The sequence below is a fragment of the Amorphoplanes friuliensis DSM 7358 genome (genome assembly GCF_000494755.1).
Taxonomy (GTDB): domain Bacteria; phylum Actinomycetota; class Actinomycetes; order Mycobacteriales; family Micromonosporaceae; genus Actinoplanes; species Actinoplanes friuliensis.
Map to the genome: position 1 here is coordinate 2984503 of NC_022657.1, position 17530 is coordinate 3002032.

Consider the following 17530-nt stretch of genomic DNA (forward strand, 5'->3'; position numbering starts at 1 on the left):
AAAATGCGACTTCCTTCCTGGCTCTCCCAGCACCTGGCGGCGTTGCGTGCGCTGCTCGTGTTCACCGTCCTGCTCGGACTGGCGTACCCGCTCCTGTTGGTCGGGGTCGGCCGGCTTCCCGGCCTGAACGACCGGGCCGACGGCTCGCTGATCACCGTCGGCGACACCACCATGGGCAGCAAGCTGATCGGTCAGCTGTTCACCGACGCGGACGGCAACCCCGTGCCGCGATACTTCCAGAGCCGTCCGTCGGCGGCCGGCGACGGCTACGACCCCACCGCCACCTCGGCCAGTAACCTCGGGCCGAACAGCATGGTCGACACCCTGTCCGACGACCCCGAGGTGGCGTCGCAGAGCCTGCTCACCCAGGTCTGCGCGCGCAGCCTCGCGATCGGTGAGCTCGAGGGTGTCGACGGTCGCCGGCCGTACTGCACCGCTGACGGCGTCGGTGCCGTCCTGGGCGTCTTCCACCGCGACGGTCTCACCGGGCCCATCACCCGGGTCGTCTCGGTCAACCAGACCGGCACCCCGTTCACCGCCACCTACGACGGGGTCACCGTCGAGCCGGCCAAGAACGGCGAGGACTACCAGGCCCTCGGAGCCATCATGACCCCGGTACGCGGTGACGCGCCCGCAAAACCCGCCGTCCCGGCCGACGCAGTCACGGCCAGTGCCAGTGGACTCGACCCGCACATCAGCCCGGCCTACGCCGCCCTGCAGGTGCCGCGGATCGCCCGAGAGCGTGGCCTGACCGAGGACGCCGTCCGGGCGCTGGTCGCCGGGAACACCGACGATCGGGCCCTCGGCTTCCTCGGCGAACCGGCCGTCAACGTCCTGGAGCTCAACCTCGCGCTCGACGGCAAGTAGATGGCACGGGGAGAGCTGCGGATCTTCCTCGGCGCCGCGCCGGGCGTCGGCAAGACCTACACGATGCTCGAGGAGGCGCACCGGCGGGTCGAACGCGGCACCGACGTCGTGGTCGCGTTCGTGGAGACCCACGGGCGGAAACACACCCAGGCCATGCTGGCCGACCTCGAGACCGTGCCGCGCTGCACGGTCGAGTACCGCGGCGCCGAGTTCACCGAGATGAACCTCGACGCGGTCCTGGCCCGCAGGCCCGAGATCGCCGTGGTCGACGAGCTCGCCCACACCAACGTGCCGGGCTCCCGCAACGCCAAGCGCTGGCAGGACGTGCAGGAGCTGCTCGACGCCGGGATCGACGTGCTGACCACGGTCAACGTCCAGCACCTGGAGTCACTCAACGACGTGGTCGCCCGGATCACCGGCGTCGAGCAGCGCGAGACCGTGCCCGACGCCGTGGTCCGCGCCGCCGAGCAGGTCGAACTGGTCGACATGACCCCGGAGGCGTTGCGGCGCCGGATGGCCCACGGCAACATCTACCGGCCCGAGAAGATCGACGCGGCGCTGGGCAACTACTTCCGGACCGGCAACCTGACCGCCCTGCGGGAACTGGCCCTGCTCTGGCTGGCCGACAAGGTCGAGGACCAGCTCGGCAAGTACCGCGCCGACAACAACATCGACACCACCTGGGAGACCCGGGAACGGGTCGTCGTCGCGCTGACCGGTGGGGCCGAAGGTGACACCCTGATCCGCCGGGCGGCGCGGATCGCCGCCCGCGACAAGGGTGCCGACCTGATGGCCGTGCACGTGACCCGCAACGACGGCCTCACCGGCGCGGACCCGGCGGCCCTGTCACGCCAGCGTGTCCTGGTGGAAAGCCTCGGCGGCACCTACCACCAGGTTGTGGGCGCCGATGTGCCGCGGGCGCTGCTCGACTTCGCCCGCGCGGTCAACGCGACCCAGATCGTTCTGGGCGTGAGCAGCCGCGGCAAGCTCGCGCAGCTGTTCGCCGCCGGCGTCGGTGTCACCACCACCGCCATGTCCGGCTCCATCGACGTCCACCTCGTCACCCACGAACGCGCAGCTCAGGGGCGCCGGGCCCAGCGACTGCCGGCGGCCCTGTCGCGGCGGCGCCGGGTCGCCGGTTTTGCCGCCACCATCGCAGGACTGCCTGCCCTGACCGCGCTGCTGCACGTGGGCCCGTCGCTGTCGCTGACCAACGACATCCTGGTGTTCCTGGTCGCCGTGGTCGGCGTCTCCCTGATCGGCGGGTTGTGGCCGGCCCTGCTCGCCGCGATCGCCGGGTCGCTGCTGCTCAACTACTTCTTCACCTCGCCGATCGGCCGCTTCACCATCGCCGAGGTCGACAACCTGCTCGCGCTGGCCATCTTTGTCGTCGTTGCGCTCGCGGTCAGCTGGGTCGTCGACACCGCCGCCCGCAAGACCCGGCAGGCCGCCGAGGCCGGCGCCGACGCCCAGACCCTGGCCACGGTGGCCGGCAGCGTCCTGCGCGGCGACCGCCCCCTGATCGCCTTGCTCGACCGCCTCCGGGAGACCTTCGCGCTGCAGTCGGTGACCCTGCTCGAAGACGGCGCCGTGGTGGCCAACGTCGGCGACACCGCATGCACGGTTGCCGGTGAAGCCGACGCCGAGGTCAAGGTCAACGACCACCTGAAGATGCTGCTCCGGGGCCGGCCGCTGGAGGCCTCCGCCCGGCGCATCGTCGAGGCATTCGCCGCGCAGGCCGCGGTCGCCCTGCGCCAGGAACGCCTCAGCGCCGAAGCCGCCTCGGCCCGGCCGCTCGCCGAAGCCGACCGGATGCGCACCGCGCTGCTCGCCGCGGTCAGCCACGATCTGCGCACGCCGCTGGCCTCGGCCAAGGCGGCCGTCGCCGGCCTGCGCAGCGCCGATGTGGACTTCGACGACAACGACCGCGGCGAGTTGCTGGCCACGGCGGACGAGTCGCTGGACCGCCTCGACCGGCTGGTCGCCAACCTGCTCGACATGAGCAGGCTGCAGGCCGGCGCTCTGGGCGTCATCCCCATCGACGTCGGCGTCGAGGACATCGTCCCGCGCGCGCTCGACGACCTCGGGCCCGACGGCCGCACCGTCGCCGTCCACATCCCCGACGACGTGCCGCTCGTGCACGCCGACCCGGGTCTGCTCGAGCGGATCGTCGTCAATCTGGTCGCCAACGCCCTGCGCTACAGCCCGGCCGGGCAGCCCCCGGTGGTCACCGCGAGTGCGCTGGGCGACATCGTCGAAGTCCGCGTCATCGACCACGGCCCCGGCATCCCCGAGGACCGCTGGAACGACGTGTTCCTGCCCTTCCAGCGACTCGGCGACCGCGACAACCACACCGGCGTCGGCCTAGGACTGGCACTGTCCCGGGGCCTGACCGAAGCCATGGGCGGCACCCTCACCCCGGAGGAGACACCCGCCGGAGGCCTGACCATGATCCTCGCCCTGCCGGCATCCTAAGATCGCTGAGACCGCCGACGTCCTCGACGACCGAAGGAATCGCATGCGCGAGCCGAACCTGCGGCGGATGGTTGCGCTGGTCGGGACGGCTCTCGCTTTCGGGGTGGTCGCCGCCCTGATCAAAGGCCACGGCACCGGCGTACGCGACACGATCGGCAATCTCAGCACCCCGTGGCTCCTGGTAGCTCTGGCCGCCGGACTGCACACACGATCGGTGCCGCGCGGGGCGGTGCTCGGACTCGCCGCCACGGTGACCGCGCTGCTCGGCTTCTACCTGGCGGTCGCCGTCACGACCGACGACCAGCTGCCCACCCTGGGCGAGCACCTGGAGCACGTGCTCCGGGTGAACCGGCGCTGGCTCTACTCGGGGCTGCTGAGCGGACCGGTCCTCGGCGGTTTCGGAGCCTGGGTCCGTCAGCACGCCCGGCATGTGGCGACGGCCACCGCCGCCATCGTCGGTGCACTCCTGGCCGCAGAGCCGCTCGTGATCGTGGCGGCGCGACTGGTGCCGGGCTGGCGGCAGGTCGTCCACTGGACCCTCGACCCGGGGCCGTACCTCGCCGAGGCCGTTCTCGGTGTGGTGATCCTTCTCGTCATCTGGCGGCGGTACCGCGTTGCGCGGCTCACAGGCTCCGGTTGCTGAGCCAGGTGCGGATGGCCTGGATGTGGTCCGCCGGGCGTTCGAGCGGCAGCCAGTGTCCGGCCGGCACGCTCGTCTCGACGAGGTCGGCGCAGGCCGCGCGCATCGGGTCGCCCTGGCGATTGCCCGTGGTCGTGCAGATCACGTCCCACTCGCCGTTGATGAACAGCACCGGCTGCGTGAGGCGGCCGCCGTCGGGCGCCGTACGGGCATAGGCGATGTTGGCGTCGTCGTTGGTGTACCAGGCGGACGAGGGACCGAAGCCTCGAGCCGTGAACGCCTCCACCAGCGTGTCGAAGTCCGCCGGTGGCCAGAGCGCCGGATCAGGCTGGGTCGCCGGGGGGTGGTGCGCGGCGCCGAAGCGCCCGCCGTTGCGAGCGACCTCCGCCATCGGCGAGACCTGCCCGACCGCGGAGGGGTCGCCGGATCGGTAGATCGAGGCCAGCGCCGCTGCCGGAGCGGCGTCGAGGTCGGCGACCGCCGTCTCGAAGTGCGTTGTGTAGTACCGGTAGTAGTCCCATTGACCGTCCGGATACCGGTCCGCCGGATAGATGGTCCGGTCCACCAGCGGCACGAGCGTGGCCAGGCTGTTCGAGGCGGGGAAGTACGCCCACGAGGTCAGCACGACACCACGGCTTCGCTGCGGTTCGTGAGCGGCCAGAGCACCGGCCACGATGCTGCCCCAGTCGTGGCCGACCCAGATCGCCGGCTCACCACCGAGGTGGTCGTGCAGCTCCGCCAAGTCGACCACGACCTGCTCCATGGTGTACGCATCGTGGGACGCGGGGGCAGAGGAATTGCCGAAGCCACGAAGATCAGGTGCGACGCAGTGCCAGCCGTCGGCGGCGAACGCCTCCATCTGTGCGCGCCAGATCAGGCCGATGCTCGGCCAGCCGTGCAGGAAGAACATCAGCGGTCCGTCGGCCGGGCCGGACTCGAGGTAGTGCGTCGTCTGACGAGCCGTGCCGAAGGTGCGCGAGACGAGCGTGGGGGTGGTCATGGTCAGGCACTCCTCGGGGTGTTGTCTTCGGCGGTCCGGCGGCGCGCCTGGATGAGGCCGGCAGTCATCGCGAGCAGGACCAGCGCGACTTCCGCGGCCCCGTAGGTGACGGCTGTGGGTTCGAGCCCGACCCGTTGGACGGCGAGTCCGGCTGCGAGCGCGGGCACACTGAACGCGATGTAGCTGGCGATGTACATCGTGGCGAACACCTGCCCGCGCTGCTCGGCCGGTGCGGCTTCCCCGAGTGCGTTGACAGCGAACCGGAACGCCGCGCCGAAGCCGAGCCCCGCGACGACCGAGCCGACGACGTAGAGCGGCAAGGCGCTCGTCAGCATCGCCGCGATCGTGATCAGGACGCCGAGGATCAGGGTTCCGTAGCCGAACCACTCACGAAGCTCCGGCGGCAGGACGGTCGAGACGGCGGTGCCGGCAATCCCCGCGGCGAAGAACACACCGAGCACGATGCCGACGACGAAGTGGCTGTGCACCTCGAGGACCGTGCCGATCACCGACGACCCGAGCGACAGGTACAGCCCGGCGAGGGCCCACGTCGCGCCGATCGACGGCAGCAGCGCGAAGAAGGTCGGCCGCGCGGCCGGCGGAAGCCCGGCGCTGGGCAGCAGCGATCGCCAGATCGAGGAGTGCGCTGCCCGCTCGGGGCGGGAGCCTTCGGGTATCAGCCAGACGAGCGCGGCCAGGACCAGGTAGACGGCGGCGAGGATCCAGAAGACGAGTTGGCGGGGGAGGGGAGCGAACTCCACCAGCGCGCCGGCCAGGACCGCACCGATCGCGATGCCCAGTGCCGGGACAGCGCTGCTGACGAGGGAGCCGAGCTGCGGGCGCGGTGCGGAATCCATGATCATGGCCGTGACGGTGCCGGTGGCGGCACCAACGGCGAAGCCCTGCACGACGCGGGCGGCTATCAGGCCGCCCGTACCGCCGGCGATCGCGAAGAGCAGCATGCCCAGCGCCAGCAGCACCAGGGCTGCCGAGGCGACTGGCCGGCGCCCTGTCCGGTCGGACAGCGAGCCGACGGTCAGCAGTGCAGCGAGCAACGCGAAGACGTAGACAGCGAAGATCACTGTCAGCGTGAACGCGGAGAAGCCCCACAAGCGCTGATAGACGGGGTAGAGGGGCGACGGGGCCGAGGCTGCCGTCAACGTCGCGGCTCCCGCGGCCCCGGCGACCATGAACGAGACGGGTCTGCTGAACACGGAACGGCCTCCAACTAAAGCAATGATGTTTGCTTTAGTCACCGTAGGCCGCATTCTTGTTAAAGCAAAGATCTTTGCGTACGGTTGTGACGTGTCTGACCGAACAGCCACGAGCCGGCCCGGGGGCCGAAGCAGCCGGGTGCTGACCGCGATCTACACGGCGGTCGGTGAGCTGATGGGTGAGGGTGCCGACAAGATCAGCTTTCCCGTCATCGCCGAACGGGCCGGGGTCAACCCGACCACGCTGTACCGGCGGTGGGCCGACGTCAACGCGCTCCTGGAGGACGTCGCGGTCGCCGCCCTGACCCGGAACGGTGAGTCGATACCCGACACCGGATCCCTCGAGCAGGATCTGATGCTGTGGGCGGACATCATCGCCCGCGACATCACCCGTCCCGAGCGGGTCAGATATCTGCGCTCGATGGTGGCGGCCCGCGTCGATGTTGTCGCGCACTGCCCGATCACGGAGACGCGGTGCGAGCAGGCCGCGGAAATGGTGCGCCGGGCCGCTGAGCGCGGAGAGACGGCACCGACCGTCCCGCAGATCCTCGACCACATCATCGCGCCGCTGTACCACCACGTCGTGTTCGCACTTCCCGTTGACCACAAGTACGCACGACGGCTGGTCCACGATGTGCTGGCCATGGTCCGCTGAGCCGGATTCCGTCATCTCGCGCACGTTGCGTCCTGCTCATCCCGCTGACACGCATGACCGGAACCCCCTTCGCGCGGTGCTGCTCGAGTTCACCAGGCCACCGTCCCGTCGCGGTTGATGAAGGTGCCGGTGGGGCCGTCGTCGTCGAGGGTGGCCAGGTGCACGATCGCGTCGGTGCCTTCGGTGACCGTCTGGGTGCCCTGGCCGTTGTTGAGGTCCGTTGCGGTGTAGCCAGGGTCGGCCGCGTTGACCAGGATTCCGGGCAGGGCGCGGGAGTACTTGAGGGTGAGCATCGTCAACGCGGTCTTGGAGATGGCGTAGAGGGGCGGCACGATCTGCCAGTCGAACATGTCGAGTTCGAGGGTGGCGGCGAAAGAGCCCACCGTCGAGGACACGTTGACGATGCGGGCGTGCTGTGAGGCCCGCAGCAGGGGGACGAAGGCGTTGGTGACCCGGAGTGCCCCCAGCAGGTTGGCGTCCAGGACCGCCGCGGCGTCCTCGGCGGTGGTCTGCTCCAGCGGGGCGACTCCGGTGTTGACGGCCGCGTTGTTGACGAGGACGTCCAGGCGGCCGTGCTCGGCGCGTACCTGGGCGGCCGCCTGATCGACGCTGGTCTGGTCGGTGATGTCGAGGTGCAGGAGGCCGACGCCGAGCTCGGCGGCGGCGGTCTTGCCGCGCTCGGGGTCGCGGGCGCCGATGAGGACCGTGTGCCCGGCCGCCTTGAGCCGCCGGGCGGTTTCGTAGCCGATGCCCTTGTTGCCGCCGGTGACGAGAGTGATCGTTTGCATGCCTGTCAGCCTGCGGCGGGAGGCCGCCCGGAGGAAGGCGACGTGTGTCGGTGGGACTGCCGGTACCACCCTCGGCAGCCGGGTATGTTGGCCGCGTGGCCGGGATGGTGGGGGCACCGACGCTGGGGACGCTGCTGCGCGGGTTCCGTGACCGCTGCGATTTTGCGCTGCCCGGAACGGTCGCCACGGCCCGGCGTGCCCCCGGTCTGCGCCGCGAGGAGCTGGCGATGCTCGCGGGTGTTTCCGTGGACTACCTCGTCCAGCTCGAACAGGGCCGCGCCGCACGGCCTTCCGCACCGGTGGTCGCCGCGCTGTCGCGTGCGTTGCGTCTCGACGAGGAGGCGTCCGCGCTGCTGCACCGCGCCGCAGGGCTGGCTCCCGCGACCGGATCGGTGACCCGGGTCGTGCCCGCCGGCGTCGAGCGGATGGTCACCCGTCTGCCGTGGCCGGTGGCGGTCTACTCCGCCGACTGGTGGCTGCTGCGCTGGAACCCTGCCTGGACGGCGTTGCTGGGCGACTCCGCGACGCTGCACGGGCGAGCCCGCAACGTCGTCTGGTTCGAGATGACGCAGCCCAGCCCGCGGGTGTGGGTCGACCCGCAGGAGGACGAGGCCTACCGCGATGCCATCGTGGGTGATCTGCGCGTGGCGTATCTCGAGCACCCCGACGATGCCGAGCTGGCCGACCTTGTCACCGCTCTGCACGGGACCAGCCCGGAGTTCGCCGAACGCTGGAACGCCGCCCGCCCCGCCCGATACCTGGGCCTGCGCAAGCACATCGACCATCCCGACGCCGGCCCGATCGTGCTGGACGGCGACGTCCTCCAGGTGCCCGGCTGCGACCTGCGGATGGTCGTCTACTCACCCGCACCCGGGACGCCGGATGCCGCTCGCCTCGCACAATTGACGAGCTGACGAAAATCTTTCCGACATCGGGAAGTCGGATCATTGTTTATGTCCTAAAGCCAGGGGCATCCGGGGGGCGTCGAGAGCTTGACCAGGGCGCAAGCGTCCGCTCTTGACATTCCGTACACCCCCGTTGCTCATCGAAGTCGTCATGAGTACTTCCCCCCATTCAGCGAACACCGGCGCGCGCGAGTCCGAGATCGACAATGACAAGAGTGCGCACCGGCCGGCGGCGACCGGTGGCGCCACCGCTGCCCACCTGTCGGATCGGCGTTCCGTCGTGGCGCGGGAAAAGGACCGCTACGGCGGCATCAAGTGGGGCTCGGCGTTCTTCGGCTGGCTCACCGCCACCGGCACCGCCGTCATCCCGCTCCGGATCCAGGATCCTCAGGGGAGATCTAGAAAAGGCGCGGATCCATCGAACCTGATCCCGCACTGAGCGGGGAGGTCAATCTCCCCCTGCACCGTGACCCGGATGACTACCTGAAGGAAGTGGGCCACCCGGACGCCTGGATCGAGCGCGGCAAGATCCGGATCAGCTACGAGATCCGGCTCAGCCATTTTTTCGTCCGCACCCTCAACGCCGATTTCGATCACCTCGGACGCTTCGTGCGCCGACGAACGGCCAGACCTGATCTCACGGACGAGGACAGCGGCCGCACCTGACCACGCAGAACCTGCACACCGCCGACTCGGCCGTAGCGCTCCCCGAAATATCAGTCTCCGCGACCGCGGTACCGAGCGCATCCTGACCTTCTGCGAGGGCGGCGACCTGGCCGGGCAACTGGCGGCTGCTACCGCCCGCCTTCGGCGAAGCGGTCACCACGATGTTCGTCCACTTACCACAAAGGCAAACAGTCCGCCGCCACTCAACTCGGCGTCACCAGCCACCTCGCAGAACATGCTGGAGCTATCGAGCTGGCCGGGACCAACTGCGGACAATGACCATCGAAGCCCTGCATTTCACCAGGACCACCTGCCACCGCGAGGGCCATTCTCGGGTCCGCGCCGCTCCGGGCCCCGCGTGCTGGCCTCGCTACGCAACCTCGCGATGAACGCTCCACGGCTGGCTGGTCGCACGGGCATCATCGAAGCGCCACCCGCTGGGCCAACCGCGATATGACCAGGCTGTTCACCATCCATCCTCGGACTCATCGGATGATGTTGAACCGGTCGTGGGTTGGACGGTGGGGCGGTCAGTCCGGCTACATCGGATTGACGTGGCGAACGACGTTGCGCGCGTTGATTGTCCCGGCGAATCACGGCTGCGTACGCCGTGATCGAGAAGTGCCTGGTGGGCTGTCGCTATGGGTGTTCGGAGCATGGGGTTACGGAATCGATGCTCAGTAATCTATGTTCTAGTCACGTGAACAGCTCAACATCGAGCGTGGGAGATGTCGGCTCAGATGCGGGGGATCGGCTGTTGTAGGTAGGCAGCCGAGTACACCTCATCTTGCGGCCCTGGGTCACCGCAGCAACCCGACGTACGGGAGGCACGAGTGGAAGACAAGGACGAACGACTGCTCGGATACTGGAACCCTGAGATTGCTGTGCGTCTGGTCGAGCACAACAGCGAAGACTGGGACTACGATGCCCACTTCAAACACGTACCGCCAGCCCTTCTCCCGACGGAGATAGCCCTCGCGGACGCACTCCCGGAGTCCACGAACGTCAGAAACCACCCATTTTTTGACTACGCTGGAGCCCATCCGCATGCGCTGGTCACCTGGGTCGGGCAGGAGCTGTTCGTCACGGGACTCTTCGCCCAGTTGCTGCTGCTGACCGCGACAAGCATCACCAACGTGCACGACCGGGCGTTGTTCGACCAGGTTCCGGCCGGCGAGCACGGACCGGTCCGCGACGGCGTTGCTCGCTTCGCCCATCCCTGGCTCTTGCACGAACTGGCCGTGAGCGTGGGCATCGATAAGCGGACGCTCCGCATCCTCCCGCCCACCGAGGAGTTCCTGCGGATGACCGCCCAGGCTATGCGAACGCCGATGTCAGCTCTGGGCTGCCTCGGCGTCGGGAATGAGAAAATGCTGGTCCCGGAGTATGCCGCTGTTGAACAGGCCTTCGAGAAAGCGCGGCCGGAGGCACGGTTCCGGAAGTTTCTCCGAGCGAACATCGATGAGGACACGGAGCACGCCGCGATAATCTCCCAGGTCGCCGCGAACCTCTCGCTCGGGCGCGAGGACCGAGCCCGCCAATATCTGGACGGCGCGCGAGCCGGAGTGGAAGCTCGGATGAAGTACTACGACGACCTGCTCGACATCGTGAGCAAGTCCGAGTGAGAGGCTTGCCGACATCCAGGAGGCCGCTTGCGACATGAAGGTTTGGTGGAAGAATTTCCGTCGCTGTACGACCTTACCTACGCGGACTATCAGGAGGACATACCGTTCTGGATCGACCTGATCGGCCGCACCGAGGTCCTAGAGTTGGGCGTCGGGACCGGACGAGTGGCCCTGCCTCTGGCGGTTGCGGGAGCCGGAGTCACCGGGCTCGATCACTCGTTACAGATGATTAGGTCTGCGCGGAACAAGATGACCCAAGCGGGAAGTCGCATTAACTTGGTGTACTCGGACCTTACGCGTCTGCCTTTCTCGGAAGGGTCATTCGCGAGTGTCATCTGCCCGTTCAGCACCATCAATTACGTCACCGATCTGGCGGCGCTTCGGCGGGCCTTTTCGGAGGCGCGACGTGTTCTCCGGAAAGGCGGGCTGTTCGCCTTCGAGGCGCTCTCCTGGCACACCTATGACCGATGGTTGAACAATGACGGGCTGCAGCACGTCGTCGACCGGGTCGGGAAAGCGCCGGGCGAACCGATCGATATCACCTACTCGTACCAATTCGACGCCGCGCACCAGATCGCGACGCAAGAGCGGCTATACCGAGTCACCGTGGCTGATGGCGTCCGCAAGGAATATCTTATCCATTGGCGTAATCGCTTCGCGTTCCGGGCCGAGTATCTGTTGCTTCTCGAGGACAGCCGCTTCGCAATTGAATTAGAGGCCGGTGACTATCAAGGCTCCACGTACAGCCATGACGCGGAAGCCTATATAGTGGTCTGCCGCGCTGTGTAGGCGAAAGCTGCCCGTGGAGCTCTGCATTCGCGGTCTTCTCGCCGGTCCTCATCCTGCTCTTGATCGATTGCGCTCAAGCGCGGATCGTCGCTCCTTGCTAGTCGGGACCGCAGCCCTCGAAATACTATTCTGCGGCGTGTAGGTGCGCATTCTGCTCGGTGATCGGGCGAGTACGGGAACTGTCGGAACGGCCATAGCTATAGGTAGCAGTGGGCCAATGTGGCATCTGCCGACACCAAATCGAAGCAATTAACCGATGGTCGACAGGATTCGGTTTGAGTGCGCTGCAAAAATGAATCAATGCCGAAAATTCACCCAAAAGAGTCCTAGTGTTGATCAAGGATGGGAAGGTATTATGTCATTGACTTCGAGCTGGCGCGGCGGTATGCAGGTGAAGTTGACGAGCCTTGTCGCGGTCCCATCAGTATGGATCATGGTCGTGACGAGGGTGGTAATCGATCAGTCGACCGACTCGCGGCTTGCCGCACACCGTTGACGAAGCAGGCGGTCGCCCGCCGTCGAGCCATGGAGCCTTGAGGGGAAGCTAGGTTGACGAGCAAGTCCAAGATCCTGGTAACTGGAAGTAGCATCCGTTCGGATCTGCTCGAACCACTGAGGACGGCAGGGCACATCGTCAGAGTGCCGGACGGGACCTTGACAGAGGCTGAGCTGATTCGTGAGTTGGCGGACACCGAGGTTTACCTCTATGGAGGCGACGAGGAGGCGACAGCCCCGGTGATCGAGTCCTCGGTCGCGCTCCGCCTCATCGCTTTCTACGGCGTCGGCTACGAGAGCTTCATGGATGTCGAGGCCGTCCGTCGACACGGCGTCCGGGTGACCAACACGCCCGGGACGCTCAACAACTCGGTGGCCGAGTTCACCATCGGTCAGCTACTGAACTGCCGCAGACACCTAACGGAGTACGCCCTGAAGTACCTGAACGGCAGCTCCGGCGACGAGGCGAAGCAGAGTGACCTCGGTGCTCATACGGTCGGCATCATAGGGATGGGTGGTATCGGGACACGGCTCGCCGAGATCCTCACCAAAGGATTTGACGCGAACGTCGCCTACTTCTCCCGGACCCGCAAGCCGGCTCTGGAGGAACAATTGGGAATCCGATACACCTCCTTGAACGAGCTGTTCGAGGTGTCCGAGTCGCTTCTCGTCATGATCCCCGGCAACAGCGAGACGCGTCACCTGGTCGGCGAGGAGCAACTTGGGCGCCTTCGGCACGGGAGTGTCCTGGTGAATACTGCCCGACCGGAGATCGTGGAGCCGGGCAGCCTCGACGCGAACCTACGGTCCGGCCGAATCTCCGCTGCGGCGATCGACGGCTACTACAGCGAGAAGACGGAGGAGACGGAGAGCCTGAAGCAGCTGCAGCCACATCCGCTGTTGATCACCGGCCACGTCGCGTCCCTGACGCACGACGCACGGGACGCCATGACCCGGCGCGCAGTCGGATCCATCCTCAACTTTTTGGACACCGGTGCCGATGAATGCATTGTGGTCTAGGCTCGTCTAGCGTTTCGAGCGAGCAGGCCAGGAGGGATTGGCGGCTTTGTGAAGGTAGCTGTCATAGGCGGAGGAATAGTCGGCGCGGCGATCTCGGCGGAACTTTCCCGTCTGGGCGCGACTGTGACGATCTTCGAGGCGGAGGCGCAGTTCGGCACGGGTGCGACCGCCGCCGCCATCGGGGGCATCTCGCCGCTGAGTGACGACTTCATTCGCGCCCAGCTAGCGCCGATGTGCGGGGACATCTTCGATGCCTTCTGGCGGCTCGTGCAACGGTGTGCCGAGGCGGGGCAAGCCTTTCCGATCGTCGAAGAGGGTCTGATGTATGTGGCTCTCACGCCCGACGACGAGGCGCGACTGACCGGGCCCTACAGGGAGAGCCTGGGAGACAGGTTCGCCGTTCGGTGGCTGCCCAAGGGCGAGGCCCTGGCCCTCGAGCCGACCCTCACTCCCGCGTTGATGGGCGCACTCCTAATCCCTGAGGAGCCGGCTCTCGACCCCTCATCCCTGCTGCGTTCAGTGCTGCACCTGCTCAGCGAGTCTGGCAAGGTGTCGGTGCGGCTCGGAACGCGTGTGTCCGAGCTGGTTGACAACATGATGACTGCCGTGGGCCGCGATGGCGAGGTGACGGTCGAGGAGTTCGACCGGATTGTCATCGCCACCGGCAACGACGCCGCCCTGTTACCGTCCCCGCTGAGGACGAGCATGGTGCCGGTGAAAGGTCAGGCGCTGAGGCTCGCGGATCCGGGAAGCTCTCATCCGCTGTTCGCCCACCACGTCTATGCCCACCTGCCGGCGTCAGGTTCGGATCTCAATACGAGCGCGTATCTGGTGCCGCGGACCGACGGGTCCGTTGTTGCCGGAGTCACCTACGAAGAACAGTTCCCCCATGATTTCGTCACGGTGGAGGGACTCCATGAAATCACAGGTGGAATCCGCCGCCTGGTGCCCTCCGCTCGGCACTGGGCGATGACGGCAGCCTGGGCGGGGAGGCGGCCGGCAACCGTGGACGGCGGTCCGATAGTCGGCGTTCTGCCGGGGGCGGAGGCCGTCATTTACGCCATGGGGCATTTCGGGCTGGGTGTGACGCTCGCCCCCCTGACTGCAGAACTAGTCGCTGAAATCCTCGGTCTGTCCGACCGAGGGCTGATGGCAGGTGGGGGATACGACCCGCTGTCCCCGGAGCGCTTTCATTGACTAGCCCACCAAGAAAGCGGAAGCGAACTCGTGATTGAGTCATGAAAATATTTTTGTCGGGTGTCTCGAGCGAGTTCCGGGAATGTCGAACCTCGCTGGCGAGCGACCTGCGGGCCATGGGTGCCGAGGTCATGCTGCAGGAGGATTTGCAGCAGGGCGGCAGGTCGCTGCTCGAAAAATTGCAGTCCTACATCGAGTTTTGCGACCGGGTCATCTATCTTCTGGGGGATACCTATGGGTATGAGGCACCCATTTCCGGGGGTGGTCCGGCGCCGCGTTCATACACCCAGTGGGAGTACTTCTTCGCAATGGGGGAGAAGCTCGACGGTCGGAGAGCCCCCGCCAAAGAGATATACTTGTACGTCGCTGATGCGAAGTTTCACCCGCAGAGCCGCTTGATCCAGAGCGAGGAGCACGAACGTCGGCAGAAGGCGTTCGCCGACATGGTGCTGAGCTCCGGATATGACCGGGGTCGGTTCTCGTCGCTCGATGCTCTTTGTCGCCTGGCCCTGCGGGATGGGTTCCATCTGCCCACGCTCCCGCAGACGTCTCCGGACGTTTCCAGCGTGCACGAGTATCTGCGTTCGCTGCGTAGTCGTCTGGACCAGATCGACATCGGCTCCCCGGTTCAACGCGTCAACTCTGTCGCGACCCCGTTGCGGCATCTGAACATTATCGAGGCCGTCTGTACGAGGCCACGCGTTCGTCGCATCCTGAAGCTCGCTGATTCTCCCGATGGGATCGAGGTCTCCGAGACACAGCGAGAGGCCTTCGCGGGCATCGGTGACGCCGGCCGGCGCCAGGTTATTCTCGGTCACCCCGGTTCCGGTAAGACCACCCTGGCGAGGTGGCTCGTGATCCGGTACGCGCAGGACTTCCTGGAGGGACGATCGTTCTCGGTGCCGATCTACCTCCCGCTCAGGGAAGTGGCTCTTTCCTCCATCGGCAGTCTCGACGATCTCATCGAAACCGCCACGAAACTTCAGCCGACGCTTCCGGCCGAGGCCGAAGTGCGTCGATTCCTACGCGAGAACCGCAATCGGCTCTCCCTGATCATCGACGGCCTCGACGAACTGCCCGCAATCTCGGCGGCCGGCGAGGCCAGGGCGGAATCCATCAGCCGACTGTACGGCATATTAGACGAGTTTATCGACTCGAGCGAGGGACATCAGGTAGTAATCACCAGTCGTATCCAGGACTACCTTCACAACCCTGAGTTCCAGTACTCCGGAGCAGTCTGCCTGCTGGTCGATGAGATGTCCATCGATCAGATCAAGGAGTCTATCCTGAATTGGCACCGCATGGCGGGACGGCTCGCCTCGGGCGACCCCGACAACGCTGATTGGCTAGACCGGGCTTCCCGGGTGTTCAGTCTGGTGCAGGGCAACACCGACCTCGCTTCTTTTGTCGCGAATCCTCTCTGCCTCAATCTGTTGCAGATGGTCTACGACGATTCAGAACTGCCTTATCTTTCCATCTCGCGGATCTGCGAGATGGCGGTCCGGACCCTGCTGCGCCTGCGGGTGGAGCCGAAGGCTCCGGCTCGGGACATGCCGACCGACATCTCCCATGAGCAGTATCTCGAGCTACTGTTGAGCGTGTTATCGGACATCGCGGTGGCGGCGACGGACTCGATTGCCGGGGGCGGCGACGGGACGGTGCCGCTCGATGAGGTCCAAGCACGGGTCAGCGCGTGCCTGGGGGCTACGACCGCCAAGGGCTTTCTGGCACGTGGCGCGTTGATCCACCCGATTATGCTTGATCTGGTGCGCGGGCACGGCGTCCTGATCAGCATGAACGCGCAGTGTTTCATGTTCGCGCACGCGCTTTTCCGGGACACGCTGGTCGGTCGCGCTCTCACCCAGCGAGGCCAGACCGAGTATCGCGACCGAGCGTCATCCCTGCCATGGAGCAAAGCGTTCCGGCATGTGGCCGGACTGGCGCTGGCCGACAGGGGCCCGTCGCTCGCGGCCGTCGATCTGGCAAACGCCTTGTTCCAGGACTACACCAGGTCCCGGGATACGGTGATGCTGGCCTCGGCCGCTGAGATTGTCGGCGAACTGAACATCTCGAGCGACGTGCTCTCCGGGGCCCTCTTCGGTCCGTTCCTCGCGCAGATCCGTGTGAGCCTGCTCGAAGCCGCGACGGATCGAACGGCTCCGGCTGAGAGGAGGCTTCTCCTGGGGATGCTCCTCGGCCGGGTTGGCGATCCGCGACTGGCCGGGACTCTTAGGGCGAACAACGGGCAGGCGGACGGCAAGTTCGTCCGGCTTCCCGCCGCGAAGGTGACTCTCGGGGCGGCAATGGAACCCGCGATCACGAATCCGAAGTATGTTTCGGTGTTTCCCCGCCTCGTCGAGAACCTCGCTTTCGAGGAGTTCTCGATATCACGCTTTCTCGTGACCAACGCGGAGTATGCTGATTTCGTCAGCGATGGCGGCTATACAACCGATGTCTACTGGTCGGACAATGGCGGTGTGCAATGGCTTCATGCTGACGGTGCAACCCTGGACCGCCTGCGTGAGTTGATGAGAACGACGTCGATGACGCATTTCTACACCGATCTTAATAATGGCAGGGTATCCGAGGCGGAGATTTCGGACGCGATCGACGCGATGCTCCTCAGAAAGCTCCCCCTGTATTGGTTCAACCATCGATTGAACGGCCCTAACCAGCCGGTCGTGGGGGTGAATTGGTGGGAGGCCAAAGCGTATGCCAGATGGTATTCACTGCGTCGCGCCGGTCACGATGCGAGCAGTCCGGTGGTGGTCGACCTGCCCACCGAGTACGAATGGGAGCGGGCGGCGCGGCTCGGCCCGCGGAACGATACGGACACCATCTGGGCCGCAGGCAGCGCGACCGAGAACGCGCATTGGAACGCGCTGCACAGACTACCGCCCGGCTCGGCTCCGGTCGGTCTGTACCCGTGGGGTTCGCCGGCCATGGAAGGTCCGCACGACCTCATCGGAAACGTCTGGGAGTGGACGACCTCGACCAATCGACCGTATGCGGTTGCCTACATCCATCAAGCAGATGACGGCTACGGCCTAGCCGATCGCATTGTGCGAGGCGGATCGTGGTTGTCCTCGGAGTCGCTGTCGTCGACGATCTCGTTCCGATCGTTCGATCCGCCCTGCAATGCCTACGATGACCTAGGATTCCGTATCGCCGCGACGCGAAGGTCCTGAGGGCGA

Annotated in this window: 15 protein-coding genes; 12 read left to right on the top strand and 3 right to left on the bottom strand. The window is 66.3% G+C overall.

Translation table 11 applies throughout. The annotated features are described in order from the left end of the window. The first annotated feature begins 3 nt into the window (after positions 1 to 3). From AFR_RS13915 to AFR_RS13925, 3 genes are read left to right on the top strand one after another with little or no spacing between them, the layout of a single operon-like run. Positions 4 to 867 (top strand): potassium-transporting ATPase subunit C, encoded by an 864-nt coding sequence (locus AFR_RS13915; RefSeq protein WP_023361109.1) that lies wholly within the window; start codon positions 4 to 6, stop codon positions 865 to 867. Continuing rightward, positions 868 to 3342, top strand: coding sequence for a DUF4118 domain-containing protein (locus AFR_RS13920; protein ID WP_023361110.1), 2475 nt, complete (start codon positions 868 to 870; stop codon positions 3340 to 3342). Positions 3343 to 3385: 43 nt separating this feature from the next. Further along, complete coding sequence (locus tag AFR_RS13925) at positions 3386 to 3985, top strand: DUF6518 family protein (protein ID WP_023361111.1); 600 nt, start codon at positions 3386 to 3388, stop codon at positions 3983 to 3985. Here the strand turns inward: AFR_RS13925 and AFR_RS13930 are convergent. Both AFR_RS13930 and AFR_RS13935 read right to left on the bottom strand, forming a co-directional pair. Beyond that, positions 3966 to 4982 (bottom strand): alpha/beta fold hydrolase, encoded by a 1017-nt coding sequence (locus tag AFR_RS13930; RefSeq protein ID WP_023361112.1) that lies wholly within the window; start codon positions 4980 to 4982, stop codon positions 3966 to 3968. The genes AFR_RS13925 and AFR_RS13930 overlap by 20 nt on opposite strands. Positions 4983 to 4984: 2 nt before the next feature. Continuing rightward, positions 4985 to 6196: an MFS transporter gene (locus tag AFR_RS13935; RefSeq protein WP_023361113.1), complete on the bottom strand. Its 1212-nt coding sequence runs from the start codon at positions 6194 to 6196 to the stop codon at positions 4985 to 4987. Between the two features lie 91 nt (positions 6197 to 6287). Between AFR_RS13935 and AFR_RS13940 the strand changes: the two genes are divergently transcribed. After that, positions 6288 to 6851, top strand: coding sequence for a TetR/AcrR family transcriptional regulator (locus AFR_RS13940; RefSeq protein WP_238547277.1), 564 nt, complete (start codon positions 6288 to 6290; stop codon positions 6849 to 6851). 89 nt (positions 6852 to 6940) lie between these two features. On the opposite strand, the gene AFR_RS13945 is transcribed toward AFR_RS13940, so the two are convergent. Continuing rightward, positions 6941 to 7639: an SDR family NAD(P)-dependent oxidoreductase gene (locus AFR_RS13945; protein ID WP_023361115.1), complete on the bottom strand. Its 699-nt coding sequence runs from the start codon at positions 7637 to 7639 to the stop codon at positions 6941 to 6943. A gap of 104 nt (positions 7640 to 7743) precedes the next feature. Here AFR_RS13945 and AFR_RS13950 point away from each other — a divergent pair, with 104 nt between their 5' ends. The 8 genes from AFR_RS13950 to AFR_RS13980 all read left to right on the top strand — a co-directional run bounded on the left by AFR_RS13950 (position 7744) and on the right by AFR_RS13980 (position 17524). Next, positions 7744 to 8553 (top strand): helix-turn-helix domain-containing protein, encoded by an 810-nt coding sequence (locus AFR_RS13950; protein ID WP_041842166.1) that lies wholly within the window; start codon positions 7744 to 7746, stop codon positions 8551 to 8553. A 142-nt stretch (positions 8554 to 8695) separates the two neighbouring features. After that, positions 8696 to 8983 (top strand): hypothetical protein, encoded by a 288-nt coding sequence (locus AFR_RS13955; protein ID WP_148307956.1) that lies wholly within the window; start codon positions 8696 to 8698, stop codon positions 8981 to 8983. A gap of 53 nt (positions 8984 to 9036) precedes the next feature. Continuing rightward, positions 9037 to 9210 (top strand): hypothetical protein, encoded by a 174-nt coding sequence (locus AFR_RS46740; RefSeq protein ID WP_158510539.1) that lies wholly within the window; start codon positions 9037 to 9039, stop codon positions 9208 to 9210. An 833-nt stretch (positions 9211 to 10043) separates the two neighbouring features. Further along, positions 10044 to 10835 (top strand): iron-containing redox enzyme family protein, encoded by a 792-nt coding sequence (locus tag AFR_RS13960; RefSeq protein ID WP_023361118.1) that lies wholly within the window; start codon positions 10044 to 10046, stop codon positions 10833 to 10835. Positions 10836 to 10880: 45 nt separating this feature from the next. Beyond that, the gene (locus AFR_RS43585; RefSeq protein WP_023361119.1) at positions 10881 to 11624 is read left to right on the top strand and encodes a class I SAM-dependent methyltransferase; all 744 of its coding nucleotides are present in this window, start codon (positions 10881 to 10883) and stop codon (positions 11622 to 11624) included. Positions 11625 to 12173: 549 nt separating this feature from the next. Beyond that, complete coding sequence (locus AFR_RS13970) at positions 12174 to 13139, top strand: 2-hydroxyacid dehydrogenase (protein ID WP_084298018.1); 966 nt, start codon at positions 12174 to 12176, stop codon at positions 13137 to 13139. 48 nt (positions 13140 to 13187) lie between these two features. Continuing rightward, complete coding sequence (locus tag AFR_RS13975) at positions 13188 to 14336, top strand: NAD(P)/FAD-dependent oxidoreductase (RefSeq protein ID WP_158510540.1); 1149 nt, start codon at positions 13188 to 13190, stop codon at positions 14334 to 14336. A 41-nt stretch (positions 14337 to 14377) separates the two neighbouring features. Further along, positions 14378 to 17524: an SUMF1/EgtB/PvdO family nonheme iron enzyme gene (locus AFR_RS13980; protein ID WP_023361122.1), complete on the top strand. Its 3147-nt coding sequence runs from the start codon at positions 14378 to 14380 to the stop codon at positions 17522 to 17524. Positions 17525 to 17530 lie beyond the last annotated feature (6 nt).

Coding starts and splice junctions, on each gene's coding strand:
- AFR_RS13915 (WP_023361109.1), top strand. CDS start 4: ATGCGACTTCCTTCCTGGCTCTCCCAGCACCTGGCGGCGTTGCGTGCG.
- AFR_RS13920 (WP_023361110.1), top strand. CDS start 868: ATGGCACGGGGAGAGCTGCGGATCTTCCTCGGCGCCGCGCCGGGCGTC.
- AFR_RS13925 (WP_023361111.1), top strand. CDS start 3,386: ATGCGCGAGCCGAACCTGCGGCGGATGGTTGCGCTGGTCGGGACGGCT.
- AFR_RS13930 (WP_023361112.1), bottom strand. CDS start 4,982: ATGACCACCCCCACGCTCGTCTCGCGCACCTTCGGCACGGCTCGTCAG.
- AFR_RS13945 (WP_023361115.1), bottom strand. CDS start 7,639: ATGCAAACGATCACTCTCGTCACCGGCGGCAACAAGGGCATCGGCTAC.
- AFR_RS13950 (WP_041842166.1), top strand. CDS start 7,744: ATGGTGGGGGCACCGACGCTGGGGACGCTGCTGCGCGGGTTCCGTGAC.
- AFR_RS13955 (WP_148307956.1), top strand. CDS start 8,696: ATGAGTACTTCCCCCCATTCAGCGAACACCGGCGCGCGCGAGTCCGAG.
- AFR_RS13980 (WP_023361122.1), top strand. CDS start 14,378: ATGAAAATATTTTTGTCGGGTGTCTCGAGCGAGTTCCGGGAATGTCGA.